Origin of the sequence: Micromonospora sp. NPDC002296 (assembly GCF_040296145.1) — a bacterium.
Taxonomy (GTDB): domain Bacteria; phylum Actinomycetota; class Actinomycetes; order Mycobacteriales; family Micromonosporaceae; genus Micromonospora.
Window position 1 is genome coordinate 108713 of the sequence record NZ_JBEOWQ010000002.1, and the last position, 26329, is coordinate 135041.

Annotated in this window: 22 protein-coding genes; 14 read left to right on the plus strand and 8 right to left on the minus strand. The window is 73.7% G+C overall.

Annotated features, from left to right (window positions below; genetic code table 11):
- Window positions 1-117 precede the first annotated feature (117 nt).
- A complete protein-coding gene (ppc, locus tag ABT023_RS02340; protein ID WP_350880815.1) occupies window positions 118-2904 on the minus strand; it encodes a phosphoenolpyruvate carboxylase in 2787 nt (928 codons plus the stop codon).
- Window positions 2905-3034: 130 nt separating this feature from the next.
- Window positions 3035-4087 carry a hypothetical protein gene (locus ABT023_RS02345; RefSeq protein WP_350880817.1) on the minus strand — a complete coding sequence of 351 codons (1053 nt, stop codon included), beginning with the start codon at window positions 4085-4087 and terminating at the stop codon, window positions 3035-3037.
- 96 nt (window positions 4088-4183) lie between these two features.
- Between ABT023_RS02345 and ABT023_RS02350 the strand changes: the two genes are divergently transcribed.
- Window positions 4184-5224 carry a S66 family peptidase gene (locus tag ABT023_RS02350; RefSeq protein WP_350880819.1) on the plus strand — a complete coding sequence of 347 codons (1041 nt, stop codon included), beginning with the start codon at window positions 4184-4186 and terminating at the stop codon, window positions 5222-5224.
- On the opposite strand, the gene ABT023_RS02355 is transcribed toward ABT023_RS02350, so the two are convergent.
- Window positions 5218-5442 (minus strand): GntR family transcriptional regulator, encoded by a 225-nt coding sequence (locus ABT023_RS02355; RefSeq protein WP_350880821.1) that lies wholly within the window; start codon window positions 5440-5442, stop codon window positions 5218-5220. The genes ABT023_RS02350 and ABT023_RS02355 overlap by 7 nt on opposite strands.
- A gap of 205 nt (window positions 5443-5647) precedes the next feature.
- Here ABT023_RS02355 and ABT023_RS02360 point away from each other — a divergent pair, with 205 nt between their 5' ends.
- Window positions 5648-5953, plus strand: coding sequence for a hypothetical protein (locus ABT023_RS02360; protein ID WP_350880823.1), 306 nt, complete (start codon window positions 5648-5650; stop codon window positions 5951-5953).
- 98 nt (window positions 5954-6051) lie between these two features.
- Here ABT023_RS02360 and ABT023_RS02365 read toward each other — a convergent pair whose 3' ends face one another.
- The gene (locus ABT023_RS02365) at window positions 6052-6963 is read right to left on the minus strand and encodes a cyclase family protein (RefSeq protein WP_350880825.1); all 912 of its coding nucleotides are present in this window, start codon (window positions 6961-6963) and stop codon (window positions 6052-6054) included.
- Window positions 6964-7256: 293 nt separating this feature from the next.
- On the opposite strand from ABT023_RS02365, the gene mfd reads away from it, so the two are divergent.
- The 6 genes from mfd (at window position 7257) to ABT023_RS02395 (ending at window position 16433) form a co-directional block, all read left to right on the plus strand.
- Window positions 7257-11009: a transcription-repair coupling factor gene (gene mfd, locus ABT023_RS02370; RefSeq protein WP_350880827.1), complete on the plus strand. Its 3753-nt coding sequence runs from the start codon at window positions 7257-7259 to the stop codon at window positions 11007-11009.
- Between the two features lie 139 nt (window positions 11010-11148).
- Window positions 11149-11952 carry a hypothetical protein gene (locus ABT023_RS02375; RefSeq protein ID WP_350880829.1) on the plus strand — a complete coding sequence of 268 codons (804 nt, stop codon included), beginning with the start codon at window positions 11149-11151 and terminating at the stop codon, window positions 11950-11952.
- A complete protein-coding gene (locus tag ABT023_RS02380; RefSeq protein ID WP_350880831.1) occupies window positions 11949-12932 on the plus strand; it encodes a nucleoside triphosphate pyrophosphohydrolase in 984 nt (327 codons plus the stop codon). The genes ABT023_RS02375 and ABT023_RS02380 overlap by 4 nt, the downstream gene beginning before the upstream one ends.
- Before the next feature lie 211 nt (window positions 12933-13143).
- Complete coding sequence (locus ABT023_RS02385; RefSeq protein WP_350880833.1) at window positions 13144-13797, plus strand: RNA polymerase sigma factor; 654 nt, start codon at window positions 13144-13146, stop codon at window positions 13795-13797.
- Window positions 13794-14774: a CU044_5270 family protein gene (locus tag ABT023_RS02390; RefSeq protein WP_350880836.1), complete on the plus strand. Its 981-nt coding sequence runs from the start codon at window positions 13794-13796 to the stop codon at window positions 14772-14774. The genes ABT023_RS02385 and ABT023_RS02390 overlap by 4 nt, the downstream gene beginning before the upstream one ends.
- Window positions 14775-14813: 39 nt before the next feature.
- Entirely contained in the window at window positions 14814-16433 is a 1620-nt protein-coding gene (locus ABT023_RS02395) for a DUF885 domain-containing protein (protein WP_350880838.1), read from the plus strand.
- A 55-nt stretch (window positions 16434-16488) separates the two neighbouring features.
- On the opposite strand, the gene ABT023_RS02400 is transcribed toward ABT023_RS02395, so the two are convergent.
- From ABT023_RS02400 to ABT023_RS02410, 3 genes are all read right to left on the minus strand, one after another.
- On the minus strand, window positions 16489-17949 hold the full coding sequence (locus ABT023_RS02400) for a multicopper oxidase family protein (RefSeq protein WP_350880840.1): 1461 nt from the start codon (window positions 17947-17949) through the stop codon (window positions 16489-16491).
- Between the two features lie 225 nt (window positions 17950-18174).
- Window positions 18175-19026 (minus strand): NAD(+) diphosphatase, encoded by an 852-nt coding sequence (locus ABT023_RS02405; RefSeq protein WP_350880842.1) that lies wholly within the window; start codon window positions 19024-19026, stop codon window positions 18175-18177.
- Window positions 19023-19715: a hypothetical protein gene (locus tag ABT023_RS02410; protein ID WP_350880844.1), complete on the minus strand. Its 693-nt coding sequence runs from the start codon at window positions 19713-19715 to the stop codon at window positions 19023-19025. Before ABT023_RS02410 ends, ABT023_RS02405 begins: the two co-directional genes overlap by 4 nt.
- A 214-nt stretch (window positions 19716-19929) precedes the next feature.
- On the opposite strand from ABT023_RS02410, the gene eno reads away from it, so the two are divergent.
- Genes eno through ABT023_RS02440 form a run of 6 tightly spaced genes read left to right on the plus strand, consistent with a single transcriptional unit; the run spans window position 19930 to window position 25250 of the window.
- Window positions 19930-21213 carry a phosphopyruvate hydratase gene (eno, locus tag ABT023_RS02415; RefSeq protein WP_350880846.1) on the plus strand — a complete coding sequence of 428 codons (1284 nt, stop codon included), beginning with the start codon at window positions 19930-19932 and terminating at the stop codon, window positions 21211-21213.
- A 35-nt stretch (window positions 21214-21248) separates the two neighbouring features.
- The gene (locus tag ABT023_RS02420; protein WP_350880848.1) at window positions 21249-21881 is read left to right on the plus strand and encodes an FtsB family cell division protein; all 633 of its coding nucleotides are present in this window, start codon (window positions 21249-21251) and stop codon (window positions 21879-21881) included.
- A 38-nt stretch (window positions 21882-21919) separates the two neighbouring features.
- Window positions 21920-22477, plus strand: a complete 558-nt coding sequence (locus tag ABT023_RS02425) for a DUF501 domain-containing protein (protein WP_350880850.1) — start codon at window positions 21920-21922, stop codon at window positions 22475-22477.
- Window positions 22478-22479: 2 nt separating this feature from the next.
- Window positions 22480-22992 (plus strand): amino-acid N-acetyltransferase, encoded by a 513-nt coding sequence (locus tag ABT023_RS02430; protein WP_350880852.1) that lies wholly within the window; start codon window positions 22480-22482, stop codon window positions 22990-22992.
- A 30-nt stretch (window positions 22993-23022) separates the two neighbouring features.
- Window positions 23023-24300 carry a hypothetical protein gene (locus ABT023_RS02435; protein ID WP_350880854.1) on the plus strand — a complete coding sequence of 426 codons (1278 nt, stop codon included), beginning with the start codon at window positions 23023-23025 and terminating at the stop codon, window positions 24298-24300.
- Window positions 24301-24308: 8 nt separating this feature from the next.
- Window positions 24309-25250: a Ppx/GppA phosphatase family protein gene (locus tag ABT023_RS02440; protein ID WP_350881127.1), complete on the plus strand. Its 942-nt coding sequence runs from the start codon at window positions 24309-24311 to the stop codon at window positions 25248-25250.
- A gap of 224 nt (window positions 25251-25474) precedes the next feature.
- On the opposite strand, the gene ABT023_RS02445 is transcribed toward ABT023_RS02440, so the two are convergent.
- Window positions 25475-26230, minus strand: a complete 756-nt coding sequence (locus tag ABT023_RS02445; RefSeq protein ID WP_350881129.1) for an ABC transporter permease — start codon at window positions 26228-26230, stop codon at window positions 25475-25477.
- Window positions 26231-26329: the final 99 nt, after the last annotated feature.

Consider the following 26329-nt stretch of genomic DNA (forward strand, 5'->3'; position numbering starts at 1 on the left):
TGACGTCCCTCCCCGGCGGGCCCGTGCCCGCGCCGTGACTGCTGACACCGACACCGACCGTGCGTGAGGAGGCCCCCCGCCGGGCGAGATACGCCGACGGGGGACCTTCCTCACGTCTCAGCCGGTGTTGCGCATGCCGGCGGCGATGCCGTTGACCGTGGTCAGCAGGGCCCGCTCCAGGGCCGTCCCGTCGTTGGGGGCGCGCCGGCCGCCCGGGGCGGTGGCCACGGCCCGGCCGGCCGCGCCCGAGTCCCGGTACTGCCGCAGCAGCGCCACCTGGAGGTGGTGCAGCGGCTCCAGGTAGGTGTCCCGCACCGCGAGGGTGCGCTGGAGCACCGGCGAGTTCTCCAGCAGGGCCGGCGAGGAGGTGACCGCCAGCACCTCCTGCTTGGTCAGCTCGTACTCCTGCTCGATCTTGTTGAAGATCGGGTGCAGCTTCTTGGGCACCAGGGTCTCGACGTACCGGCGGGCGATGCTCAGGTCGGTCTTGGTCAGCATCATCTCGACGTTCGACAGGAACGTGCGGAAGAAGTGCCAGTTGCGGTGCATCTCGGCGAGCACGTCCCCCAGGCCGGCCTCGCGTGCCGCCGCCAGCCCGGAACCCACCCCGAACCAGCCTGGCACGATCTGCCGGGTCTGGGTCCAGCCGAACACCCACGGGATGGCCCGCAGCCCGGCCAGGCCGGCCCCGGTGTTGGGCCGCTTCGCCGGGCGGGAGCCGATGTTCAGCGCGCCCAGCAGCTCGGTCGGGGTGGACGCCCAGAAGTACTCCGGCAGGTCCGGGTCCTCCACCAGCGACCGGTACGACCGGAACGCCGCGTGGGAGACCACGTCCATCGACGCGTCCCAGCGTTCCAGCATCTCGGCGGGCTGCCGGGGCGCGGTGTGCAGCAGGGTCGCCTGGAGCACCGCGGCTACGGTCAGCTCCAGGTTCTCCCGGGCCAGCGCCGGCAGGGTGTACTTGTCGGAGATGACCTCGCCCTGCTCGGTGACCTTGATCGCGCCGTCCAGGGTGCCGTACGGCTGGGCCAGGATCGCCTCGTGGGTGGGGCCGCCGCCGCGCCCGACGGTGCCGCCCCGGCCGTGGAACAGCCGCAGGTGCACCCCGTGCTGGGCGGCCACGTCGCGCAGCGCCCGCTGGGCCCGGTGGATCGACCACTGGCTGGTGGTGATGCCGGCCTCCTTGTTCGAGTCGGAGTAGCCCAGCATCACCTCCTGCACGTCGCCCCGGGCCGCCACCAGGGCCCGGTACGCGGGCAGCGACAGCAGCTCGTCCAGCAGTTCGCCGCCGGAGTCCAGCTCGGCCGGGGTCTCCAGCAGCGGCACGAAACCGATCCGGGCCCGGCCGCTGTGCACGTCGACCAGCCCGGCCTCGCGGGCCAGCACCACCGCCGCGAGGACGTCGTCCACGCCGAGGGTCATCGAGATGATGTACGACTCGATGACCTCGGAGCCGAACCGGTCCTGCGCCTCGCGGATCGTGCCGAACACGTCGAACGTCTTGCGGGCGCTCTCGGTCAGCGGGGTGTCGAGCGTCGACAGCGGCCGGCGGCCGGTCAGCTCGTCGGCGAGGAGCTTGGTCCGCTCCAGGCGGCTCAGCGACGGATAGTCGGACACCTCGCCGACGGCCGCGTAGAGCTGGGTGAGCACCTCGTGGTGCTTCTCGGCGTGCTCCCGCACGTCCATGGTCGCCAGGTGCATCCCGAACGCGGACACCGTGCGGATCGTGGAGGCGAGGTGGCCGATGGCGGTGAGCTGGCCGGAGTTGCGGGCCAGCGAGGCGCGCAGCAACTCCAGGTCGGCGATCAGCCCGGCCGAGCCCCGGTAGTCCCGGCCCGGCATGTGCGGGGTGCCCCGGCGCAGCCGCTCCCGGGTGTTGGCCAGCTTCGCCTTCACACACCGGGCCTTCAGCCGGTACGGCTCCTCGGCGTTGACCCGGCGGAACCGGGGCGCCACTTCGGGCAGCGCGTCCAGGTCGGCGGCGAGGCTGGCGGAGAGGTCCAGCGACACCCCGCGCAGCCGGCGGGAGACGGACACCTCTTTGATCAGGTGCTCCATCGCCGCCTCGGTGGCCGCGATGCCGTGCTCGTGCTGGATCTGCAGGACCTCCCGGGTGACCGCCGGGGTGACGAACGGGTTGCCGTCCCGGTCGCCGCCGATCCAGGTGCCGAAGGTCAGCGGCCGGGACGTCGGCGCGGTCTCCACCCCGAGGGTGCGCAGCGTGTCGGCGAGGTCGTCGAGCACCTGCGGGGCGGCCTCGGCGTACAGGTCGCGCAGGTAGTAGATGGCGTTGCGGGCCTCGTCGGTCGGGTCCGGCCGGTCCAGCCGCAGCTCGTCGGTCTGCCACATCAGGTCCAGCAGCTCGGCGAGGCGCCGGTTCGCCGGCCCCTCGTCGCTGGCCCCGTAGAGGATCGCGTTGGCCGTCTCGGCGTCCAGCTCGTCGGCGATCGCCCGAAGCTTCGACAGGATCGACCGGCGGGCCGCCTCGGTCGGGTGGGCGGTGAACACCGGCCGGACCGCGAGCCGGCGGGCCGCCGCCGCGATCTCCTCGGCCGGCACCCCGCGCTCGGCGATCATCTTGGCCGCCTGGTCGAGCCAGCCGCCCTGTACCGCCCGGCGGCGGCGCAGGTCCCGGGCCCGGTGCACCTGCTCGGTGATGTTGGCCAGGTGGAAGTAGGTGGAGAAGGCTCGGGCCAGCTTGGTGCCGGTGGTCACGTCCAGCCCGCCGAGGCGCTGCGCGGCGGTGGGGACGTCGGAGCGCACCAGGGCGCGGATCTCCTCGACCAGGTCGAGCAGCGGGCGGCCCTCCTGCCGGGCGAGGGTCTGCCCGAGCAGCGTGCCGAGGCGGCGGATGTCGGCCCGCAGTGCGGCGTCGGGGCCGTCGTGGTCGTACTGGTCGGTCACGATGCGCTCCTTACGTGAGAACGAAGGACAGCGCTGTCCGACTTACTGGATCGTATCCGCGCCGACCCCTCGGGAAGGAAGGGGTCCTGCTCGTCCCTTTCCCTGGAATACCCGGCTGCCGCCGCCGCCTTCACTCCACGGTTCGGGTATCCGTGCTGGCTGGGGCGTTGGTGGTCGGCCGTCGGGCGGTGCCGCGCCGGCCGCGTACCAGCGTGGCCGTGAGCAATCCCACGACGCCGAGCGCCGCCCAGAGCACCAGCCCGCCCACCGGCCATGTCATCGAACGGCGGTCGAAGTAGACCGCCGACTTGATCAGGTCGGTGGTCAGCCCGGGCACGTTCCAGAGGTGCATCCCGCGCAGCCAGGTGGGCAGGAACTCCGGTGCGTAGACGCCGCCGGAGCCCGGGTTGCCGAGCACCACCAACAGCAGGATGACGAGCCCGGTGCCGAGCAGCCCGAGCCAGCCCTGCACCGCGGCGGCGACCATCGCGGCGGCGAAGACGGCCAACGCCCCGACCGCGGCGACCGCCGGCACGTCGTGGTCCCAGACGTCCAGCCCCGGCCCGACGATCAGCGCGCCCACCACGCCGAGCACCACCGCGTACGCGGCGAGGGCGGCGACTCGCAGCCCGGCGCGGGCGAGGCTCCGGGGCGCGGTGCCGGTCTTCAGGCCCAGGGCGGTGGAGGCGAGGTAGCCGCCCAGCACGTAGCCGACCGCGAGGTAGAACGGGACGAGGCCGCGCGGGTCGTTCGGAGTGACCGGCACCTCGTCGGTGACCTGGAGCGGCAGGTTCGCCTGCCGGGCGGTCTGGCCGAGCACCTGCACGACCACCTCGGCGGCGGCCGGCGCGGAGGCGCTGGCGGTGGCCAGGCGCAGCCCGCCCTCGGGCGTGGAGGTGAGTACCCCGTACACCTCGCGGGCGGTCAGCCCGTCGTCGGCGGCCTCGGCGTCGCCGTACTCGACGGGCTCGATCGTGTCGGTCCGGCCGCGCACGGCGGCCATGACGGCCTCGGCGTGCTGGTCGCCGACGACCACCCCGACCGGCAGGTCGCGGGGCGTGGGCTGGTGCAGCGCGCCCACGTACGCGGCGATGAACGCGGCGGCCAGCGCCAGCGTGCCGACCAGCAGGGCGGCGGCGCGGGGCAGCCAGTCGCGCACCGGGATGTCCGGCTCCTCGTCCACGTGGCCAGCCTAGGGGGCGATATTCCCGGCTTGGGGCGTTTCGCCGGTCCGCTGGCGGGGCCGAAAAGCGGTTGGGGTCGCCGGTAGCGTCTGATCATGGAGTCGCTGAGCTATCCGCCGAAGCCCCGACCCGGAGACCGGGTCGCGGTCGTGTCGCCCTCCGCCGGGCTGCCGGCGATCTTCCCCCACGTGTACGAGCTGGGCCTGCGCCGGCTGCGCGAGGAGTTCGGCCTCGAACCCGTCGAGTTCCCGACCACCCGGGTCATGGGCACGGACCCGCGCGACCGGGCCCGGGACGTCACCGCCGCCTTCGCCGACCCGACGATCACCGCCGTGCTCGCCACGGTGGGCGGGGACGACCTGATCACGGTCACCCCGCACCTGGACGACGCCGTGCTGCGGGCCAACCCGAAGCCGTACTTCGGCTACTCCGACAACACCAACATCCTCAACCACCTGCACCGGTTGGGGATCGTGGCGTACCACGGCGGGTCCGTGCTGGTGCACCTCGGCCGCCCCGGCGTGCCGCACCCGCTGACCTTCGACTCGCTGCGGGCCGCCCTGTTCACCCCCGGCTGGTACGACCTCGCCCCCGCCCCCGAGTGGGGCGACCAGCCCAACGACTGGCGCGACCCGGCCACGCTCGCCCACGAGCCGTCGATGTTCCCCGGGGCCGGCTGGCGCTGGCAGGGGCCGGCGCGGGTGGTGCGGGGGCGCACCTGGGGCGGCAACCTGGAGATCCTGCACTGGCTGCTGGCTGCCGACCGGGTCGGCGCGGTCGCCGACCACGCGGGCGAGGTGCTGCTGATCGAGACCTCGGAGGAGCTGCCGTCGGCCACCGAGGTTTACCGGATCCTGCGCAACCTGGGGGAGCGGGGACTGCTCGGCGGCTTCCCGGCGGTGCTCGTCGGCCGGGCCAAGGCGTGGGACTTCGAGCGCCCGCACACCGTGGAGCAGCGTCGCGCCTACGCCGACGAGCAGCGGTCTGCGGTGATCCGGGCGCTGAACGAGTACCGCCCGGACGCGGTGACGGTCTTCGATGTCGATTTCGGTCACACCGACCCACAGCTGATCATCCCGTACGGGGGAGAGATCGTCGTCGACGCGGCGCAGCACCGGATCAGCGTGCGCTACTGACCGTCCCGTTCCCGCACGAAGACCCCCTCACCCTGCCGGCCTTCGATGAGTCCTTCGGCCTTGAGGATGAGTAGGGCCGTCCGGACTGATCCGTAAGAGACCGAGTACTGCTCGATCAGGCCCTGGGTGGTCGGAATCTGGTCACCCGGCTTGAGGAGGCCGGTCCGGATCTGCTCGCGGATCGCCGAGGCGACCTGCTCGTATTTCGGTGTGTTCATGATGTCTCCCTGGCTCGCAGGTCCAAGTAGATCACCAGAAGTCGACAGCGTCTATAACGGCGACAGTGTCGACAATGTCGACACCTGACGCTAGGCTGCTGTTGCTCGCCCTGGCTCGCAACCGGGTGGGCATCCTCAACAAGGGCGGCCCGGGGTGGAGGTGACACTCCGCTCCCCGGGCCTTGACCGGGAAGGAGCCCGGCCCATGAGCAACCTACCGAACCATCTCCACCCGTCCTGGTGTCTTCGCGGCGCCGATTGCGCCGTGTCGGGCGGGCTGCACCTGTCCCACCTGATCGACGCGGCGGTCCGCGGCGACGAGGTGTTCCAGGTGCGACTCGGCCTGTGGCGGATGGACGTCGGCCCCACCCCGCCGTCCGGTCTGTTGATCGAACTCTCCGCCGGCGAGCACGTCGAGCGCTGGCCGATCGACCGGGCGCAGTCGCGTGCACTCGCCCGCATCTCCCGGCGGTTGCTGGCGGGTCTCGGTTCCGACGCGATGGCTGCCTGACGGCCGGCTCGACAGCGGCAAGGCAACTCAGGAGGTGGCTGCGCGGCGGGAGGCCTCGATGTGCGGGATCTGTCGTTGATTTCGAAAGCGGGTGGCGGTCAGGCGCCGAGGACGGCGAACGCGCGCACCGGGAAGGTGCCCATCCCGGCCACCCTCGGCGGCGCGGCGGTGAACCGGAAGCCGGTCGGGGGCAGCGCGTCCAGACCGGTCAGGTGCTCCACGATCGGGATTCCGGCCGCCAGCAGGCCGCTGTGCGCCGGGCGCTCACCCCGAGCTGCCGGGCTCATGTCGTCGATGTTGATCGAGTCGATGCCGACGAGGGCCGCCCCCGCCTCGACCAGCCACGCCGCGCCGTCCCCGGTCAGGTACGGCGCGTCCGGGGACGCGTACCGGTCGGTGCCGAAGTGCGCGGACCAGCCGGTGTCCAGCAGCACCGCCCGCCCCGCCACCTCGTACGGGGCGAGCAGCAGGCGGTCCACCGCGCGGGTGCCGGCGGGCACCCGGACCACGATCCCCGGCAGGTCGACGAGGCGGTCCAGCGGGACGCCGGTGAGGTCGGGCCCGTCGGCCCACCGGTGCGCGGGCGTGTCCAGGTACGTGCCGGTGTTGGCGATCATGTCGATCCGACCGACCTGGAACTCCGTGCCCTGGGCGTAGTTCGCCCGGGACGCCTCCCGGGTCAGCCACTCGGTGATCCGGGGCGTCGGCCAGCCGGGCAACGTGGTCATGCCGTCGCTGATCACGTGGCTCAGCTCGACCAGCCGCCGTTCCGCCGGGGCCGGAGGAGCGGTCCCCCGACCGCCCCGGTGTGGCTCCTCGACGACCTGCTTCTCTCGGATCCGCACCTTGGCCACCATGAGCAGCCCGAGGTGCCGGACGAACAGCGCGGCCAGCTCATCGTCGTCGATATCCCGCCCCGGGATGTCGAGCCGGAACCCCTCCGTCCGCAGGCTCCCGCCGTTGGCGAAGGTCACCTCTGCGTCGAACCGCGCCCGCCACTGTCCCGTCATGCCTCGGACTCGACCACGCCCCGGGGCCGCCGGTCAAGATTGGTCCGGAAGGGGCCAAGATCGCGCTTGATCACGGAAATAGTGGCCTCACCTGCGGCCGGACCCCACTATTTCCCGGATCGAGCACGATCTTCCCCCCGGCCCGCCCCGCGCCCACGGGGGCTCGAGGTGGGGGCGGGAGAGGAATGGGGGCGTGGGGACGGGGATAGGGTGGGGTGTTGTCAACCCCCCGTCCGGGCCGGGCGTGGGGGAACTGTCGTGTGCCACGACCGCGTCGCTGGGAAGTGATCAGATTGCTCACCGGACTCTTCGCCGCCGCCCTGGCCGATCCCGGGCTGGCCCGGGCGCGTGACCTGGCGCGCTCCGGTGCCGCGCAGGTCGACGGGCTGGACCTGACCGCGCCGGCGGCACTGCGCCCGTTCGCCGTCGCCGCCGTCGCCGCCGACCCGGCCGGACCCGTCGACCCGGCCCGAGCCGCCGATCCGGCCCGAGCCGCCGGAGTCGCCGGACCCGACGGGAGGCCGACGCCGGGTGCGGCGCCCGAGGGAGGGCTCGCCGGGGGCGCGGGGCGGCCCGTGCTGGCCGTCACCGCCACGAGCCGGGAGGCCGACGACCTGGCCTCGGCGCTGGGCAGCCTCCTGCCGGCCGAGCAGGTCGCCGTCTTCCCGTCCTGGGAGACGCTGCCGCACGAGCGGCTCTCACCCCGCTCCGACACCGTCGGCCGGCGGCTGGCGGTGCTGCGTCGGCTCGCCCACCCCGACGCCGCCGACGCGCATGGGCGCACCGGCCCGCTGCGGGTGGTCGTCGCGCCGGTCCGCTCGCTGCTCCAGCCGCAGCTCAAGGGCCTCGGCGACCTGGAGCCCGTACAGCTCGCTGTCGGCGAAGAGGCGGATCTGGAGGACGTCGCCCGCCGGCTCACCGACATGGCGTACGCCCGGGTGGACCTGGTCACCAAGCGTGGCGAGTTCGCGGTGCGCGGCGGCATCCTCGACGTCTTCCCGCCCACCGACGAGCATCCGTCCCGGGTCGAGTTCTGGGGCGACGAGGTGGAGGAGATCCGCACCTTCGCCGTCGCCGACCAGCGGACCATCGAGGCCGTACCGCTGCTCTGGGCGCCGCCGTGCCGGGAGTTGCTGCTCACCCCGGCCGTGCGGAAGCGGGCCGCCGCGCTCGCCGCCGAGCACCCGGAGTTGGCCGAGATCCTGGACAAGCTCGCCGAGGGCATCCCGGTCGAGGGGATGGAGTCGCTGGCCCCCGCGCTGGTCGGCGCGGACTCCCTGGAGCTGCTGCTGGACTGCATGCCGGCCGGCACCCACGTGCTGCTCTGCGACCCCGAGCGCATCCGCACCCGCGCGCACGACCTGGTCCGCACCTCCGACGAGTTCCTTCAAGCGAGCTGGGCCGCCGCCGCCGTGGGGGGCCAGGCCCCGGTGGACCTCGGGGCCGCCGCCTTCAAGACCCTGGCCGACGTACGGGCGCACGCCCGCGCCCTGCGCCGGCCCTGGTGGACCCTCGCCCCGTTCGGCCTGGTGGCGGCGGACGCCACCGCCCCGGCCCCGCAGCCCTGGGAGGACGGGCCGACCGAGGTCGACGTCACGCCCGACGACGCGATCGCGGTGACCCTGGCCGCGCAGCCGGCCCCGCTGTACCACGGCGAGACCCCCCGTCTCGTCGACGACCTCAAGCGCTGGGCCGGCGAGGGCTGGTCGGTCGCGCTGGTCTTCGAGGGCCACGGCCCCGCCCAGCGGGCCGTCGAGGTGCTGGGCGACGCCGGCCTCGGCGCGCGGTTCGCCGAGGAGGTCCCGCACGCGCCCGAGCCCGGCGGCGTGCTGGTCACCTGTGGCGGCCTGACCAGCGGGTTCGTCGACGAGGCGTCCCGGTTCGTGCTGCTCACCGGCAACGACGTCACCGGCGGCCGGGGCACCTCGACCCGGGACATGCGCAAGATGCCGAGCCGGCGGCGCAACACCATCGACCCGCTGGAGCTGAAGGCCGGCGACCACGTGGTGCACGAGCAGCACGGCATCGGCCGGTACGTCGAGCTGGTGCAGCGCACCGTCAACGGCGCGTCCCGGGAGTACCTGGTCATCGAGTACGCCGCGAGCAAGCGCGGCCAGCCCGGCGACCGGCTGTTCGTCCCCACCGACCAGCTCGACCAGCTCTCCCGGTACGTCGGCGGCGAGCAGCCCACCCTGCACAAGATGGGCGGCTCGGACTGGCAGAAGTCCAAGGCCCGGGCCCGCAAGGCGGTCAAGGAGATCGCCGCCCAGCTCATCCAGCTCTACGCCGCGCGGAAGGCGTCCAAGGGACACGCGTTCGGGCCCGACACGCCGTGGCAGCGGGAGCTGGAGGACGCCTTCCCCTGGCAGGAGACGCCCGACCAGTTGGCCGCCATCGAGGAGGTCAAGCGGGACATGGAACAGACCGTTCCGATGGACCGGCTGATCTGCGGCGACGTCGGGTACGGCAAGACCGAGATCGCGGTCCGGGCGGCGTTCAAGGCGGTGCAGGACGGCAAGCAGGTGGCGGTGCTCGTGCCGACCACCCTGCTGGTGCAGCAGCACTACAACACGTTCGCCGAGCGGATGGGTCAGTTCCCGATCCAGATCCGGCAGCTGTCGCGCTTCCAGACGCCGAAGGAGTCCGAGCGGACCCTGGAGATGGTCGCCGACGGCACCGTCGACATCGTGATCGGCACCCACCGGCTGCTCCAGACCGCCACCCGGTTCAAGTCCCTCGGCATGGTGGTCGTCGACGAGGAGCAGCGTTTCGGCGTCGAGCACAAGGAGCACCTGAAGACGCTGCGCGCGTCGGTCGACGTGCTGAGCATGTCGGCCACCCCGATCCCGCGGACGTTGGAGATGGCGATCACCGGCATCCGGGAGATGTCGACCATCGCCACCCCGCCGGAGGAGCGGCATCCGGTGCTGACCTTCGTCGGGGCGTACGACGAGCGGCAGGTGGCCGCGTCCATCCACCGCGAGTTGCTCCGCGACGGCCAGGTGTTCTACCTGCACAACCGGGTCGAGTCGATCGACAGGGCGGCGCGGAGGCTCCGCGAGTTGGTGCCCGAGGCCCGGGTCGCGGTGGCACACGGCCAGATGGGCGAGGAGGCCCTGGAGAAGGTCATGGTCGGCTTCTGGGAGAAGGAGTTCGACGTCCTGGTCTGCACCACGATCGTGGAGTCGGGCATCGACATCCCGAACGCCAACACCCTGATCGTGGAGCGGGCCGACCTGCTCGGCCTGTCCCAGCTGCACCAGATCCGGGGCCGGGTCGGCCGGGGCCGGGAGCGGGCGTACGCGTACTTCCTCTACCCGCCGGAGAAGCCGCTCACCGAGCACGCCCACGAGCGGCTGGCCACCATCGCCCAGCACACCGAGCTGGGCGCCGGCATGTACGTGGCGATGAAGGATCTGGAGATCCGGGGGGCGGGCAACCTGCTCGGCGGCGAACAGTCCGGCCACATCGAGGGCGTCGGCTTCGACCTGTACGTCCGGATGGTCGGCGAGGCGGTGCAGACGTTCAAGGGCGAGCGCCCCGAGGAGGAGGCCGACGTCAAGATCGATCTCCCGGTCGACGCGCACCTGCCGCACGACTACGTCTCGGTGGAGCGGCTGCGCCTGGAGATGTACCGCAAGCTGGCCGAGGCCCGCGACGACGAGCGGCTGCGCGAGGTGGTCGCCGAGATGACCGACCGGTACGGCGAGCCGCCCGCCCCGGTGCAGAACCTGGTCGCGGTGGCCCGGTTCCGGCTGCTGGCCCGCCGGTACGGCCTCACCGACGTCTCGATGCAGGGCAAGCACCTTCGGTTCGGCCCGCTGCCGCTGCCCGACTCGAAGCAGCTCCGGCTCAAGCGGTACCACCCCGACTCGGTCTACAAGTCCGCGAACGACCAGGTCAGCGTGCCCCGGCCGAGCACCCGCCGGATGGGCGGCGAGCCGCTGCGCGACCAGGTGCTGCTGGAGTGGTGCGCGCAGCTCCTCTCCGACGTGCTCGGCGATCCGGCCCCCGCGGCCCGGCCGGCCGGGACCGGCGCCCGGTGAGCCGGCTCGCGGGCCGGCCCGCGCCGGGCCAGGGCAGGCCGGGCCGGGGGCGCGGTGCGGCGGCGCGGGGCGTGTGCTGACCGGCGCCGGGCGGTGGGCGGCGTCATGGCCGGTGGGCACGCATGAGAGAGTGACGGACATGCGTGCTCGCCGTCTCATCGCCGCCGCCAGCGTCGCGGCCCTCGGTGCCCTCTCCCTCGGTGCGTGCGGGAAGTCCGCGCCGGACGTCGCCGCGTACGTCGGCGACACGAGGTACTCCGTCGACCGGGTGGACGAGATCTACGACAACGCCCAGACGTTGTACGCCGCCGCCGTGAGCGCCGAGGCCGGGCCGGCCGGGGCCACCCCGTCGCCGGAGCAGCTCCGCAGCTCGGTGACCCGGCAGGACGTGCTGAACCTGCTGGTCAGCATCGATCTGGGCAAGCGGGTGGTGGCCACGCAGGGCCTCCAGGTGCCCGACGAGGTCAAGCCGGAGCAGCTGGAGCAGCAGCTCCGGATCCCGGCCGCCGCCGAGTACGCGAAGCTGTGGGGCGAGTGGGTGGACATCTCCGCCGTGCTGGGCGCGAAGCTGCCCCCGGTCGAGGTGAGCGACAAGTCGATCATGGCTGTCTACCACGCCATCGAGAAGACCGGGGCGATCCGGTCCGGGCTCAGCGTCGCCGAGGTCCGGCAGGCGTTCGGCGAGACCGGCGAGGGCGGCGGGGGCGGCTTCGTGCGCGGCGCCACCGCGCTCAGCTCGGCCCTCCAGGAGGAGGCGGAGAAGGCCGGCGCCTCCATCAACCCCCGGTACCGGCCGATCGGCGTGCCGTCGGTGGTCAGCACCGGTCAGTCGCTGGTCTTCTACTCGCTGCCGTACATCGACCAGGACGGCCCGGTCACCGACATCTCCACCCCCGAGGCCCCGGCCACGGAGTCGGCTGCCCCGGCGACCCCAGGGGTATGACGGCCCGGATCGTCCTGCTGGTCACCTCGCCCCGGCTCCCGGTCGGGCTGCTGACCGCCGCCGCCTGGGACGTCGTACGCGGCAACCCGGTGCTGGCCGGGGCGGAGAGCGAGCTGACCGCCGCGGTGCGGGCGGCGGGCGGCGCGGTGACCGTGCCGGACGGCCCGGCGACGCAGGCGCTGCTGGACGCGGCGGCGGCGCACGGCGCGGTGGTCTGGCTGGCCGGCCCGGTGGGCGACGAGACGCTGGCCCGGGAACTCGGGCTGCGGCTGGCCCGGGAGCCGGGCCTGGCCGAGCTGGAGCTGATGTACGGCTCGTGGGACCCGCCAGGGGCCCGGCTGCTCGACGCCGTCGAGGTGATGGACCGGCTGGCCTCGCCCGGCGGTGACCCGTGGAAGCGGGCGCAGACCCACCGCAGCCTCGCCGGCTTCCTGATCGAGGAGTGCTACGAGGCGTACGACGCGATCGGCGACGACGACACCGACGCGCTCCGCGAGGAGCTGGGCGACGTGCTGCTCCAGGTGCTGCTGCACGCCCGGCTGGCCGAGGAACTGCCCGAGGGCGAGCGGTGGAACGTCGACGACGTGGCCGGCGGCCTGGTGGACAAGATGGTCCGGCGCAACCCGCACGTCTTCGCAGGGGACCGGGCCGTCACCCTGGACGAGATCACCGCCAACTGGGAGCGGATCAAGCGGGAGGAGAAGGCCCGGGACTCGGTGCTGGACGGCATCGCGCCGAGCCTGCCCGCGCTCGCCCTGGCCGGCAAGATCCTTGAGCGAGCCGCCCGCGCCGGCCTGACCGTCCCCCCGCCCCCGGCCGACTCGCAGGTCGACCCGGAGGCGCAACTCGGCGCGAGCCTGCTGGCCACGGCCGCGGCCGCCCGCGAGGCGGGCCTGGACTCGGAGGCGGCCCTGCGCCGCGCCGCCCTGGCGTACGCGGACGCGGTCCGCGCCGCCGAACGGGCCGCCGGCACCGCCTGACCGCCGGCACCGCCTGACCGCCGGCACCGCCTGACCACCGGAGCGGGACCGGACGCGGCAGGCCCCGCCGGGCTGGATGGCGGCGTGCGGCCGGGCCGGTCCGGTCCCGGAAGGCTGCCTGGCAGGGTTCTGCGCCGCCGGAGACCCCGATCCGCCGTTCTCTCGTGCCGGCCCGGCGGGAACCCGGGCGGGCGAGCGGACAGAAAAGGGTGTGGACAGTTCATATCGCGCCCGGCTCCGCGCCGGCGACGCAGCAGCGTTCGGGCAGCTGTTCGAGGAACATGCCCGCGTCGTGCACCGGCACGCGTTCCGGTCGACGGGCTGCTCCAGCACCGCTGAGGACGTGGTCTCACTGACGTTCCTGGAGGCCTGGCGACTGCGCGGCAAGCTGCGGCCAGACGGCGGCAGCGTGCTCCCGTGGCTGCTGGGCATCGCCACGAACGTGCTCCGCAACACGAGCCGGGCGGCCCGCCGGCACCGGGCCGCGCTGGCCCGGATCCCGCGCGCCGACACCGTCCCGGACTTCGCCGAAGCGGTCACCGACCGGATGGACGACGTCGACCGGGTGGTGGCGGTCACGGCGGCGCTGCGCGCCCTGCGGCCGGCCGAACGGGAGGTCTTCACGCTCTGCGTCTGGTCGGGGCTGGACTACGCCGCCGCCGCCGAGGCGCTCGGGGTGCCCGTCGGCACGGTCCGGTCCCGGCTGTCCCGGGCCCGGACGAAACTGCGCACCCTGGCCGAGCGGGCGCTCGCCCCGGCCCCGGCGCCTTCCCCGCCAACGGCCCGGGAACCCGCGCCGGTTCGCGGACAGGTACAGGGTGGCCGCGTATCCGCGGCCCGGTCGATCCAGGAGATGAACCGATGAACCCACGGCTTGATCCTGCGGAGCGCAGCGCCCTAGCCCGGTTGGTGCCACCACCGTCGGAGCGGGAGCTGTCCGCCGACCGCCATCGCGTCCTGAAGGAAGCCTTCATGCACGAGATCACCCAGTCTCCGGCGGCATCCCCGGCCCGGCCGTCGCCCCGGCCCCGACGTTTGCTGGCGTGGCTCGCCCCACCGGTGGCAGCAACGGCCGTGGCCGCCGTGCTGGTCGCCACTGTGGCGTTGCCCTGGGGGGACTCCGAGCGGGGCAGCCCGGCGAACCAGCCCGGCGAGGCCGCCCAGGTGGCGCTGCTGATGGAACAGGTCGCCGCGGTGGCCGCCGCAAAGCCTGCGGTGCCGGTGGCCGCCGGCCAGTTCGTCTACACCCGCAGCAAGGTCGCCTGGATGGGCATCCGGCTCTCCCGCGGCGGCCGCCCGACGGCCAGCAGGCTCGACGAGGTGCACGACCGCGAGGCGTGGCGACCCCAGACCGGCAGCGACATGCTCGTCCGCGAGCGGGGCGAGATGCAGCGGTGGAAGAACTCCACCCCGAACAGCAGGTACGCCGACCTCCCGACCGACCCGGGAGCGCTGCTCCGGCACATCTACGCCGAGGTCGAGCCGGAGGGCCCGCCCAGCGATGTCAGCGCCTTCGAGTACATCGGCCGGGCGTTGCAGGAGACCCTGCTGCCGCCCCAGGTGACCGCCGCCCTCTTCCGCGCGGCGGCCCGGATCCCGGGGGTGGTCCTGGTGCCGGAGTCCGTCGACGCCGCCGGGCGGACCGGGGTGGCCGTGGGCCGAGTCGACGACAAGTTCGGCAAGCGCACCGAGTGGATTTTCGACCGGACCAGCTTCGAGTACCTCGGTGAGCGGTCCTACCTCGTCCGCGACACCGAGATCGGCAAGGCCGGGACGCTCACCGGCACCACCGCCGTGCTGGCCCGAGCCGTCGTGGACAGGGCGGGCAGCCGACCCAACTGACACCGAACGCCGGTGCCGGCTCCCCGTTAGGGTCGTCGCATGTCATCCTTCGCACCCCGTGCCGAACGGATCGTCGACGCCCTGCTGGAGAGCCGGCCCGGTCTCGCCATGTCCGCCGGCGACCACCGGTGCGACGACCGGCTGCCGGACCTGTCCGCCGCTGCCGTCGCCGCCGACCGGGAGATGCTCCGGGACGCCGCCGACGCGCTCGCCGAGCTGGATCCGGACGCACTCGACGTCGACGAGCGGGTCGACCACGCCCTGCTCACCGCCCTGGTCGACCGGGAGCTGTTCGAGGCCGACGAGATCCGGGCGCACGAGTGGGACCCGCTGCGGCACAACCCGGGGCCGCTGCTGCACGCCCTGGTGGCCCGCCCGTTCGCCCCGGTCGAGGTGCGGTTGACCAGCCTCGCCGGCCGGCTCGCCGCCGTACCGGACGCGTTGGCGACCGCGCGCGCGACGCTGCGGGACATGCCCCGGATCCATGCCGAGACGGCGGTCGGGCAGTTCACCGGCGCGGCGGCGCTGGTCCGCGACGAGGTGCCCCGGCTGCTGGCCGAGGCGCCCGCGCTGCACGACCGGGTGGAGCCGGCGGCGACCGCGGCGATCGCGGCGCTGGAGGAGTTCGTGGCCTGGCTGCGCACCGGCCTGGCGGCCGACGCCGGCCCCGGTCGCGACCCCCGGCTCGGCCGGCGGCGCTGGGAGGCCCGGCTCTGGCACACCCTCGACACCGAGCTGGGCGCCGCCGAGGTGCAGCGCCGCGCCTGGGCCAACCTGGACCGGGTCACCGCCGAGATCCGCGAGGCGGCCGTCGAGCTGGTCGGCGGCGCGGGCGACGACGAGACGGTACGACGGGCGCTGGACCTGCTGGCCGCCGAGCACCCCGACGACCACACCGTCGTCGACCTGGCCTCGGTCACCCTCGACGAGGCGACCGACTTCGTCCGCGCCCGCGACCTGGTCACCCTGGTCGACGACCCGTGCGTGATCCAGGAGATGCCCCAGTTCGCCCGGGGCGTGGCGGTGGCGTACTGCGACTCGCCCGGCCCGCTGGAGACGGCGGCCGTGCCGACGTTCTACTGCATCGCCCCCACCCCGGCGGACTGGCCGGCGGCCCGGGTCGAGTCGTTCTACCGCGAGTACAACGACCACATGATCCGCAACCTGACCGTGCACGAGGCGATGCCGGGGCACTTCCTCCAGCTCGCCCACGCCCGCCGGTACGTCGGCCCGACCCGGGTCCGGGCGCTCGCCGAGTCCGGGCCGTTCATCGAGGGCTGGGCGGTGTACGCCGAGGAGCTGATGGCCGGCCTCGGCTTCGGTGGCCTGCCGGTGCGGTTGCAGCAGCTCAAGATGCAGCTCCGGATGACGATCAACGCGCTGCTCGACCAGCTGGTGCACTGCGACGACCTGCCGGAGTCCGAGGCGATGGCGCTGCTGACGGGCCGGGGTTTCCAGGAGGAGGGCGAGGCGGCCGGCAAGTGGCGGCGGGCTCTGCTCACCTCCACCCAGCTCTCCACCTACTTCGTCGGATACAGCGAGATCGCCGAGATCGCCGCGCTGCGACCCGACGGGGTGTCGGTGCGGGAGTGGCACGACGCGATGCTCGCCCACGACTGCCCGCCCCCGCGCCACCTGCGCACCCTGCTCGGCGTGTGAGCGAGGGTTCCCCTGTCGGCGACCGACGTCGACAGGGGAACCTTCGCCGGCCGGGTCAGACGATTTTGAGCTGGGCCATCATCCCCATCGCGCTGTGGTCGACCATGTGGCAGTGGTACGGGTAGACGCCGCGCCAGGTGTCGAACGTGGCCTGGAGCCGTACGCTCTGACCGGGCCAGATGAGCACGGTGTCCTTCAGGCCGGCCTCGGTGGGATCGGCCGGGGCGTTGCCCCGGTCGAGCACCCGGAACTGCACCAGGTGCATGTGGAAGTTGTGCGGCATGAGGGCGTTGGCATTCGTCACCGTCCACTCCTCGGTGCTGCCCCAGGCGATGGTGGTGTCGATCCGGGCCGGGTCGAAGACCTTCCCGTCGATGTACGCCTGGTGCCCGGTGCCGGGCTCGTCCATCCGCAGCTCGATGTTGCGCCGCACGGTCGGCGTGGGCAGTGGCGGCAGGGTGCGCAGCCGCTGCGGCACCGAGCTGCGGTCCGGCGCGGTGGCGGGTACGACGTCGAAGCGCATCACCTGGCCTACCTGCTCGGCCGGGCCCGGCCCCATCAGGTTCTGCAACACCACCGACGTGCCCGGCTGGTAGCGCGCGAAGTCGACCACCACTTCCAGCCGTTCGCCCGGCGACAGCAGCAGGTACGGCGTGGTGACCGGCGCCTCCAGCAGGCCACCGTCGGAGCCGATGACGGTGATCTCCCCGCCGTCCGCGAGCCGCAGCAGGAAGAACCGCAGGTTGCTGGAGTTGACCAGGCGGAAGCGGTAGCGGCGGGCCTGCACCTGGAAGCGCGGCCAGGGCCGACCGTTGACCAGGAGGGTGGTCCGGTTGTCGGCGTCGTCCATCGTCCAGACGAGCTGGGCGTCGGCGTCCAGGTGCGCGTCACGCAGCACCAGCGGGACGTCGAACGCGCCGCGGGGCAGCGGAAGCGCCGCCTCGGTGCGGTCGCTGAGCAGGTAGAGGCTGGACAGGCCGCGGTAGAGGTGCTCGGCCTCCATGTGGTGGGTGTGGTCGTGCATCCACAACGTGGCGTGCGGCTGCCGGTTGGGGTAGGTGTAGGTCCGCTCCCCGCCGGGCGGGATCGTGGCGTCACCCGAGCCGTCGTCACCGGGCGCGGTGGCGCCGCCGTGCAGGTGCACCGCGGTCGGCATGTTCAGCCGGTTGCGCTGCCGCACCACCACCCGCCGGCCCGACGTGGCACGGATCGTCGGGCCGGGCAGGTCGCCGTTGTACGTGTACACCTCCGTGCGGAAGCCCGGCAGGATCTCCAACCGCCGGCGGTGCATGGTGACCGAGTAGTAGTCGGTGGTGGCGGTCCGCAGCACCGGCCGCAGCGTTTGCGGCACGGTCAGCGGAACGGTGAACGGGGTCACGGCCGGGGCCGCCGACGTGGCGGGGGCCGCCGTGGCGGGAGCCGCGCCGACACGTCCGGCGAGGCTCACCAGGCCACCGGTTGCGCCGACGATGCCCGATGCCGCACCGAGGCGCAGCAGTTGACGACGAGTGGACACGATGGTCCTTTCGTGGGAGAGGTGCGCGTCGTGGGAGAGGTCCGGGGAGGTTCCGGCCGACGCCGCCGCCGAGGGCCCGTTGGCCGGGCTGTCGCCCCCGGGGCACCGATGATGCCGGGAACACCGCCGTGAGGTGACCCCTATCATTCGGGCACCCCGATGCCCGCCGGGAGTCACCACCGGTCCCGGCCGGTCAGGGCCGGAGAACCCCTCCGCCGCGGTCGGTCAGCCCGCCGGGCGGGCGGCGACGTGGTCGACCAGCCACCGGGAGATCGAGTACGCCGAGGGCAGCTCGGCCGGCAGCGCGTCGAGCGGGAACCAGCGGGCCTGCGTCAGCTCCCTGCCGTCGACGACCGGCTCGGCGGCCGGGTCGGCGGCGGTGGCGGTGAAGCCGGCCAGCAGCACCCCCGGCCCGGAGACCGCCCAGGGCTGGCTGCCGAAGTAGGAGATCGCGTCGAGGGCCAGCCCGACCTCCTCGCCGACCTCCCGGCGGGCCGCCGCCTCCAGCGACTCGCCGGCCTCCACGTACCCGGCGACCAGCGCCCACATCTTCAGCGGCCCGTCCGCGTGCCGCACCAGCAGCAGCTCGTCGGGGCCGCCGGCCGACCCGGGCCGGGTGATGGCCACCAGCACGGCGGCGGAGAGCTGCATCGGCACGTACAGGTCGCAGTCGGGGCACCGCCGGGACTGCTCGCCCGGCACGTCGGCCAGTTCGGCCCGGCACGCCCCGCACCACCGGTGGGTGCGCCGCCAGGTGAGCACGGCCAGCGCCCGGCCGGCCAGATCGGCCAGGGGTGCGGGCAGCTCGGCGGCCAGCGTCCGCCAGCTCTGCCAGCGGCCCGGGAGGGCCTGCTCGTCGGCCAGTTCGACGCCCCAGACGGGCACCTCGTCGAGGGTGCCCAGCGGCACCCAGGCGCTGTCGGCGGGCAGCTCGGCCACCCGGGGGAACCGGCCGCCGGGTCCGGTCAGCAGCCTCCGTCCGGCGACCGCCAGGGCGAGGTCCCCGGGCTGCGGCGTCCCGGCCCGGTCGGCTCCCGGCACGAACCCGCCCCGCAGGGGCGTCGGCGGGGTGGTCACGAGCCGGCGGAGCGGCGGTCGACGACGGCGGCCCCGGCCGGCAGCTCGAAGCTCGCCCCGTCGACCGTGTCGCTGTAGCGGGTCAGGGCCAGCTCCGTCGGCCGGCCGTCGAGCTCGCCGGTGAAGCTGCCGAGCACGCCCTCCGTGGTCACGCAGGCGGTGAAGTCGCCGGCCGACCGTTGCACGTCCACGCAGGTGGCGTGGTGCCCTGCGAGGGTGGTGCCGCTCTGGGCGACGACCGCCTCCGGGTCGAGCGCGGCCTCGGCGAGCAGCCCCACCACCGCCGGCGGGGTGACCAGGCCACGCTGCTCGGCCTCGGTGAACAGGGCCACCGAGGGCTTCGCGGTGGTCACGGGCGGGGCGAGCAGGGTGCACACGGTCCGGTCCGGACCGGTCTCGCACCGGGTGGTGGCCTCGGCGGTGACGGTCAGCCTCCCGCCCTGCCAGGCGTACACCGAGCGGGCCGGGTCCTGGGTCTGCGCGATGGAGGCGGCCTGGCCGCCGGAGATCTGGTAGTCGGCCGAGTAGGTCAGCTCCAGTGCCCGGTCCAGCCGGGCGGCGATGTCGTTGACAAGGTCCGATCGCCCGAACGCCCGGCCGGCGTCGTCCAGGGCCTGACAGCCGGTCACGGAGAGTGATGCGATGGCCGACAGGGCGAGCGCGCGGAGCGTGGTCGAGACGGCGGGCATGGCGACCAGCCTTGTCGACCGGTCCACGTCACGCAAACCGGTTGCCGGGTTGAGGGCCGAGAATCCGGGAATGTCCGACGTCCGCCCCCGGGGCCGGTACGCCGGGCGACGCGGTGCGTCGAGCCGCCGCCCGATACGCTGCGTTCAACACCTGCCCCAGCCGCACCGTCGCGGCCCATACCGGACCGGAACCACACATACGAGGAGCGACTCAGTGGCAACCATCGAGGGAATCGTCGCCCGGGAGATTCTCGACTCGCGGGGCAACCCGACGGTCGAGGTCGAGGTCGGGCTCGACGACGGCACGATCGCCCGCGCCGCGGTGCCGTCCGGCGCCTCCACCGGCGCCTTCGAGGCGATCGAGCTGCGCGACGGTGACGCCGGCCGCTACCAGGGCAAGGGCGTCGAGAAGGCGGTCTCGAACATCGAGGACAAGATCGTCGATCAGCTCATCGGGTACGAGGCCAGCGAGCAGCGGCTGATCGACCAGAAGATGCTGGACATCGACGGCACCGAGAACAAGGGCGAGCTGGGCGCCAACGCCATCCTGGGCGTCTCCCTGGCCGTGGCCAAGGCAGCGGCCGGCAGCGCCGAGCTGAGCCTCTTCCGCTACCTGGGCGGCCCGAACGCGCACCTGCTCCCGGTGCCGATGATGAACATCCTCAACGGTGGGGCGCACGCCGACTCCAACGTCGACATCCAGGAGTTCATGATCGCGCCGATCGGCGCGCCCACCTTCCGCGAGGCGGTGCGCTCCGGCGCGGAGGTCTACCACGCGCTGAAGTCCGTGCTGAAGAAGAAGGGTCTCTCCACCGGGCTCGGCGACGAGGGCGGCTTCGCCCCGAACCTGCCCACCAACGCCGCCGCGCTGGACCTGATCGCCGAGGCGGTCGAGAAGGCCGGGTACCGGCTCGGCACCGACATCGTCTTCGCCCTCGACGTGGCCGCCACCGAGTTCTTCGACAACGGCACGTACACCTTCGAGGGCGCGGCCAAGTCCGCCGAGGAGATGAGCAACTACTACACCAAGCTCGTCGGCGACTACCCGATCGTCTCCATCGAGGACCCGCTGTCCGAGGACGACTGGAGCGGCTGGGCCACCCTGACCGCCGCCGTCGGCGACCGGATCCAGATCGTCGGCGACGACCTGTTCGTCACCAACCCGCAGCGCATCGCCCGGGGCATCGCCGAGAAGTCCGCCAACGCCGTGCTGGTGAAGGTGAACCAGATCGGCTCGCTCACCGAGACCCTCGACGCGGTCGAGCTGGCCCACCGGGCCGGTTTCAGGTGCATGATGAGCCACCGTTCCGGCGAGACCGAGGACACCACCATCGCCGACCTGGCGGTGGCCACCGGCTGCGGCCAGATCAAGACCGGCGCCCCGGCCCGCTCCGACCGGGTGGCCAAGTACAACCAGCTCCTGCGGATCGAGGAGGAGCTGTCCGACGCGGCGCGGTACGCCGGGGCGGGCGCGTTCCCGCGTTACCGTTCCGCCTGAGAACGCCCAGCTAACCTCGGGGGAGGGGTGTGACGATGCAGCAGCGCCGCACACCGGGTGGTCAGCGTCCCGCCCGCCGGCCGGGTAACACCGGCCGGCCGGGCGGGGCCCGCGCCCGGGCGTCGGTCCGCGACGGCGTCCGCGCGGAGGCGCGCACCGCCGGCCGGTCGCCCGGCTCGGCCCGCGCCGCCGACCAGGTTCGCTCCACGAATCGTCCCGCCGCAGCCCGGCGCACGGCGGCCGGCGGCAGCGTGAAGCGGCTCTCCGCGCCCCACCCCCGGCGCTTCACCGGACGGGCCACCGTGCTCTTCGCGGTGCTGATCGCGCTCGCCCTCGCCTACACCTACCCGGTCCGGGTCTACCTGGACCAGCAGGCGGACATCGAGCGGATGGAGGCGGCCCAGTCCGCCCAGCGGCAGCTCATCGCCGACCTGTCCGCCGAGGCGGGCAAGTGGCAGGACGACGAGTACATCCGCATCCAGGCCCGGGAACGGTTCTACATGGTCTACCCCGGCGAGGTCCCGGTCATCGTCCTCAACGACCCCGCCGGCGCGGCCCGGGACGCGAGCGGCGGAAAGGCCCCCGCCCGGCCGCAGACCCCCGACCCCTGGTACGACACCCTGTGGTCGAGCGTGCGGGCCGCGAACGCCGACCGCCCCGGCCAGTGAGCGCAGCACCAACAGAGCACCGACGAAAGATGGGCACCGTGACTGTCGTACCCCCGCAGCACCCGGCGGCGGACTCCGTACCCCCGCCGGAGCGGGAACCGGCCACCGAGCGCGACCTGGCCGCGGTGGCCGCCCAGCTCGGACGCACCCCGCGCGGCACCCGGGCGGTGGCCCACCGCTGCCCCTGCGGCCTGCCCGACGTGGTGGAGACGACCCCGCGCCTGACGGACGGGACGCCCTTCCCGACGCTGTTCTACCTGACCTGCCCCCGGGCGACCTCCGCGTGCAGCCGGCTGGAGTCGGCCGGGCTGATGAAGGAGATGGCCGAGCGGCTCGCCACCGACCCGGAGCTGGCCGCCCGGTACCGGGCGGCGCACGAGGACTACCTGGCCCGCCGGGCCGCGATCGGCGAGGTGCCGGAGATCGCCGGCATCTCGGCCGGCGGCATGCCCGGCCGGGTGAAGTGCCTGCACGTGCACCTCGGCCACGCCCTCGGCGCGGGCCCGGGGGTCAACCCGTTCGGCGACGAGACGCTGGCGCTGGTGGAGGAGTGGTGGGCCGCCGGCCCCTGCGTGGACGTGCCGGCGGACGAGTGACCGTGCCGGCGTCCGACGAACTCGTGGTGCGCCGCGCCCGCACCTCCGACGTGCGGGGCATCCGGCGGCTGGTGGACACCTACACCGACGGCCGGCGGCTGCTCAGCAAGGCCACCGTCACCCTGTACGAGGACGTGCAGGAGTTCCGGGTGGTGGCCGACGGCGACGGCGCGGTGGTCGGCTGCGGTGCGCTGCACGTGATGTGGGAGGACCTGGCCGAGATCCGCACGGTCGCCGTGGACCCGGCGTACCGGGGCCGGCGGCTCGGCCACCGGATCGTCGGCGAGCTGATCGACGCGGCCCGGGAGATCGGGGTGGCCCGGATCTTCGTGCTCACCTTCGAGACCCGGTTCTTCGCTTCGTTCGGCTTCGCCGAGATCGACGGCGCGCCGGTGCCGCAGCCGGTCTACGAGCAGCTTCTGCGCTCGTACGACGAGGGCGTCGCGGAGTTCCTGGACCTGGAGCGGGTCAAGCCGAACACCCTCGGCAACACCCGGATGCTGCTGCGCCTCTAGGCCCTTGATCATCCCGGTCATGCTGTCCGGGTGAGGACTTTTCGTCGGGTCTGCGCGGTGCTGCTGAGCGCCGCCGCCCTGCTCGGGGTGGTACGCCTCGTCGCGCCGGCCACCGCCGGCCCGGACGACGAGCCGCCGGGGGTGGCCCGGCAGCTCGCCTTCCTGCGCGCCGCGCTCGACGACGGCGCGGGCTCCGACGCCCAGGCGCTCTTTCCCGAGGGGTGGTTCTTCGCCCACGCCCTGTACGGGCTGGCCCGGGTCGAGCTGGGCCTGCGCGAGCCGGCAGGGCGGCGGGAGCCGGCCCTGCGGGAGGCCCGGTGGGCCCTGGCCCGACTGGAGTCGCCGGACGGCACCGCACCGTTCGACCCCGGCCTGACCCCCGCGTACGGGATCTTCTGGCAGGGCTGGACGAACTGGCTGCGCGGCGGCGTGCTCGCCCTGCAACCGGCGGACCGGCGCGACCCGGCCGAGGCGGCCCGGTTCGCCGAGGCGTCGGCGGCCGTCGGGGCGGCGTTCGACGGCTCCGCCTCGCCGTACCTGGCCGCGTACCCGGGGCAGGCGTGGCCGGTGGACTCGACGGTGGCGATCGCCTCGCTGCGGCTGCACGACGCGCTGCTCCCGCCCCGCTTCACCGGCACCGTGACGCGCTGGCTGGACGGCGTGCGACAGCGCCTCGACCCGGACACCGGGCTGCTGCCGCACCGGGTGGACCTGGCCACCGGGGCCCCGGCCGAGGTGGCCCGGGCCACCTCGCAGAGCGTCGTCCAGCGCTTCCTGGTCGACGTCGACCCGGCGTTCGCCCGGGAGCAGTACCTGCGCTTCCGGGACCGGTTCGTGGCCACGCCGCTCGGGCTCGGCCCGGCCGTGCGCGAGTACCCGCACGGCATGGACGGGCCGGGCGACGTGGACTCCGGGCCGCTGCTGCTCGGGGTGAGCCTGTCGGCCACCGTGGTCACCCTCGGCGCGGCCCAGTCCCAGGGCGACGCCGCGCTCGCCGGGGCGCTGGCCAACTACGGCGACCTGGTGGGCGTGCCCGTCGACACGCCGTGGACCCGCCGGTACGCCCTCGGCGTCCTCCCGGTCGGCGACGCGTTCCTGGCCTGGGCGAAGACCGCCCGCCCGTGGGTGGCCGACCCGCCGGACCCGCCCCCGGCCACCGTGCGCTGGTGGTGGCGGCTGCCGCTGCTGTCGGCGCTGCTGCTCGCCGGCGCGGCCCTGTGGCTGCCGGACCTGTCGCGCCGCCGCCGGGGGCGCGGCGGAACGCGTGACGTGGCGGGCGGGGCGACTGCCGTAGGGTTGCTGCCGTGACGACGCGCGTGGCCTCCATCGACTGCGGGACCAACTCGATCCGACTGCTGGTCGCCGACCTGCCCGACCCCTCCGCCGGGCCGGAGGCGCCGCTGGTCGACCTGAGCCGCCGGATGGAGATCGTCCGGCTGGGCCAGGGCGTCGACAGGACCGGCCGGCTCGCGCCGGAGGCGATCGAGCGGACCCGGGTGGCCCTGGCCTCGTACGCCGCCGAGATCGAGAAGCTGGGCGCGGAGCGGGTGCGGATGTGCGCCACCTCGGCGTCCCGGGACGCCTCCAACGCCGGGGACTTCCGGGCCATGGTCGAGCAGACCCTCGGCGTGGCCCCCGAGGTGGTCACCGGCGACGAGGAGGCGCGGCTCTCGTTCACCGGCGCGGTGCGCGGCCTGCCCGCCGACGCGAAGGCGCCGTACCTGGTCGTCGACATCGGCGGCGGCTCCACCGAGTTCGTGGTCGGTACCCGCTCCGGCGGCGTCGAGGCGGCGATCTCGGTGGACATCGGCTGCGTCCGGATGACCGAGCGGCACCTGCACGGCGACCCGCCCGGCGCGGACGAGGTCGCCGCCGCGCAGGCCGACATCACGGCCGCGGTGGATCGCGCGCTGGAGGCGGTACCGGGGCGGCAGGCCGCCACCCTGGTCGGGCTCGCCGGCTCGGTCACCACCGTCGTGGCCCTCGCCGAGGGCCTGACCGAGTACGACCCGGAGCGCATCCACCACGCCCGGGTCTCGTACGACGCCGTGGCGCGGGTGACCGCCGACCTGCTCGGCAAGACCCGCGAGCAGCGGCTCGCCACCCCGGTCATGCACCCGGGGCGGGCCGACGTGATCGGCGCGGGCGCCCTGGTTCTCCAGGTGATCATGGAGCGCGCCGGGATGTCCTCGGTGGTCGCCTCCGAGCACGACATCCTCGACGGCATCGCCTGGAGCCTGCTGCCCACCGCCGGCTAGCCGCCACCCCCGGGCATCCGCCGCTTCCCTGGCTGCTGTCGCCGGCCCGGCGTCCGGCTGCTGTCGCCGGCGCTCGTCATGATCGCGCTCGATCCGGGAAACAGGGGCCTTCCGCAGCTTCGGACACCACTATTTCCTGGATCGAGCGCGATCATGACGCGGTCGGGGCCTCCGTCGGTCCCGCCGTGGGCGGGGTCGGCGGGGTTGGGGGCGGTGATTAGGGGTCAGCGGCTCAGTCGCCGGTAGCGGCGCACCGCCAGCGGAGCGAACGTCGCGATCAGGAGCACCGGCCACGCCACCGCCAACACCATCGCGTGCTCTGCCGGCCACGAGTCGCCGCCCAGGCCCGGATTGCCGAACAGTTGGCGGATCGCGGCGACGGTAGCGGACAGCGGGTTCCACTCCGAGACCGCACCGATCCACCGTGGCATCAGCTCGGGCGACACGAAGATGTTGGAGATCGCGGTGAGCGGAAAAGCCGCCGGGAAGACGATCACCCCGACCGTGTCCGGGTTGCGGACCAGCAGCGCCAGGTAGATCCCTACCCAGGTGATCGCGACTCGCAGCAACAGGAGGAGCCCGACGGCGAGCAACGCTCTGCCCACGCCGTCCCGCCACTGCCAGCCGACGAGCAGGCCACAGACCAGCAGGGCGGACATCTCCAGCAGGGCGCGCAGCAGATCCGCGGCACTGCGGCCGGTCATCAGGGCGGAACGCGCCATCGGCATCGACCTGAACCGGTCGACGACACCCCGGCTGAGGTCGAACGCCACGCCGGTCGCGGTGGCGCCAAGGCCGTACAGCATCGTCATCACGAAGACCCCGGGCAACAGGAACTCGCGGTAGTTGCCGCCGCCCGGCACCTGCATGCCGCTGCCGAACACGTACCCGAAGACCAGCACGAACATGATCGGCAGCGAGAAGTAGAGGACCAGCTCCTCCGGCTGGCGGATCACGTGGGTCATGTTCCGCCTGGTCATCGTCCAGCCGTCGGCGATTGTGGAGCGCAACCGCGCCAGTGGCGTCCGCGCGGACAGCGGCGGGGGCGGGGGCGGGGCGGTCGTCGTCCCGGGCGATCG

Excerpts from the sequence above, each read along its gene's own strand:
- ABT023_RS02395 (WP_350880838.1), top strand. The coding sequence starts at position 14,814 with ATGTCATCCTTCGCACCCCGTGCCGAACGGATCGTCGACGCCCTGCTG.
- ABT023_RS02420 (WP_350880848.1), top strand. The coding sequence starts at position 21,249 with ATGCAGCAGCGCCGCACACCGGGTGGTCAGCGTCCCGCCCGCCGGCCG.
- ABT023_RS02410 (WP_350880844.1), bottom strand. The coding sequence starts at position 19,715 with ATGCCCGCCGTCTCGACCACGCTCCGCGCGCTCGCCCTGTCGGCCATC.
- ABT023_RS02350 (WP_350880819.1), top strand. The coding sequence starts at position 4,184 with ATGGAGTCGCTGAGCTATCCGCCGAAGCCCCGACCCGGAGACCGGGTC.
- ABT023_RS02365 (WP_350880825.1), bottom strand. The coding sequence starts at position 6,963 with ATGACGGGACAGTGGCGGGCGCGGTTCGACGCAGAGGTGACCTTCGCC.
- ABT023_RS02375 (WP_350880829.1), top strand. The coding sequence starts at position 11,149 with ATGCGTGCTCGCCGTCTCATCGCCGCCGCCAGCGTCGCGGCCCTCGGT.
- ABT023_RS02360 (WP_350880823.1), top strand. The coding sequence starts at position 5,648 with ATGAGCAACCTACCGAACCATCTCCACCCGTCCTGGTGTCTTCGCGGC.
- ABT023_RS02445 (WP_350881129.1), bottom strand. The coding sequence starts at position 26,230 with ATGACCAGGCGGAACATGACCCACGTGATCCGCCAGCCGGAGGAGCTG.
- ABT023_RS02355 (WP_350880821.1), bottom strand. The coding sequence starts at position 5,442 with ATGAACACACCGAAATACGAGCAGGTCGCCTCGGCGATCCGCGAGCAG.
- ABT023_RS02380 (WP_350880831.1), top strand. The coding sequence starts at position 11,949 with ATGACGGCCCGGATCGTCCTGCTGGTCACCTCGCCCCGGCTCCCGGTC.
- ABT023_RS02390 (WP_350880836.1), top strand. The coding sequence starts at position 13,794 with ATGAACCCACGGCTTGATCCTGCGGAGCGCAGCGCCCTAGCCCGGTTG.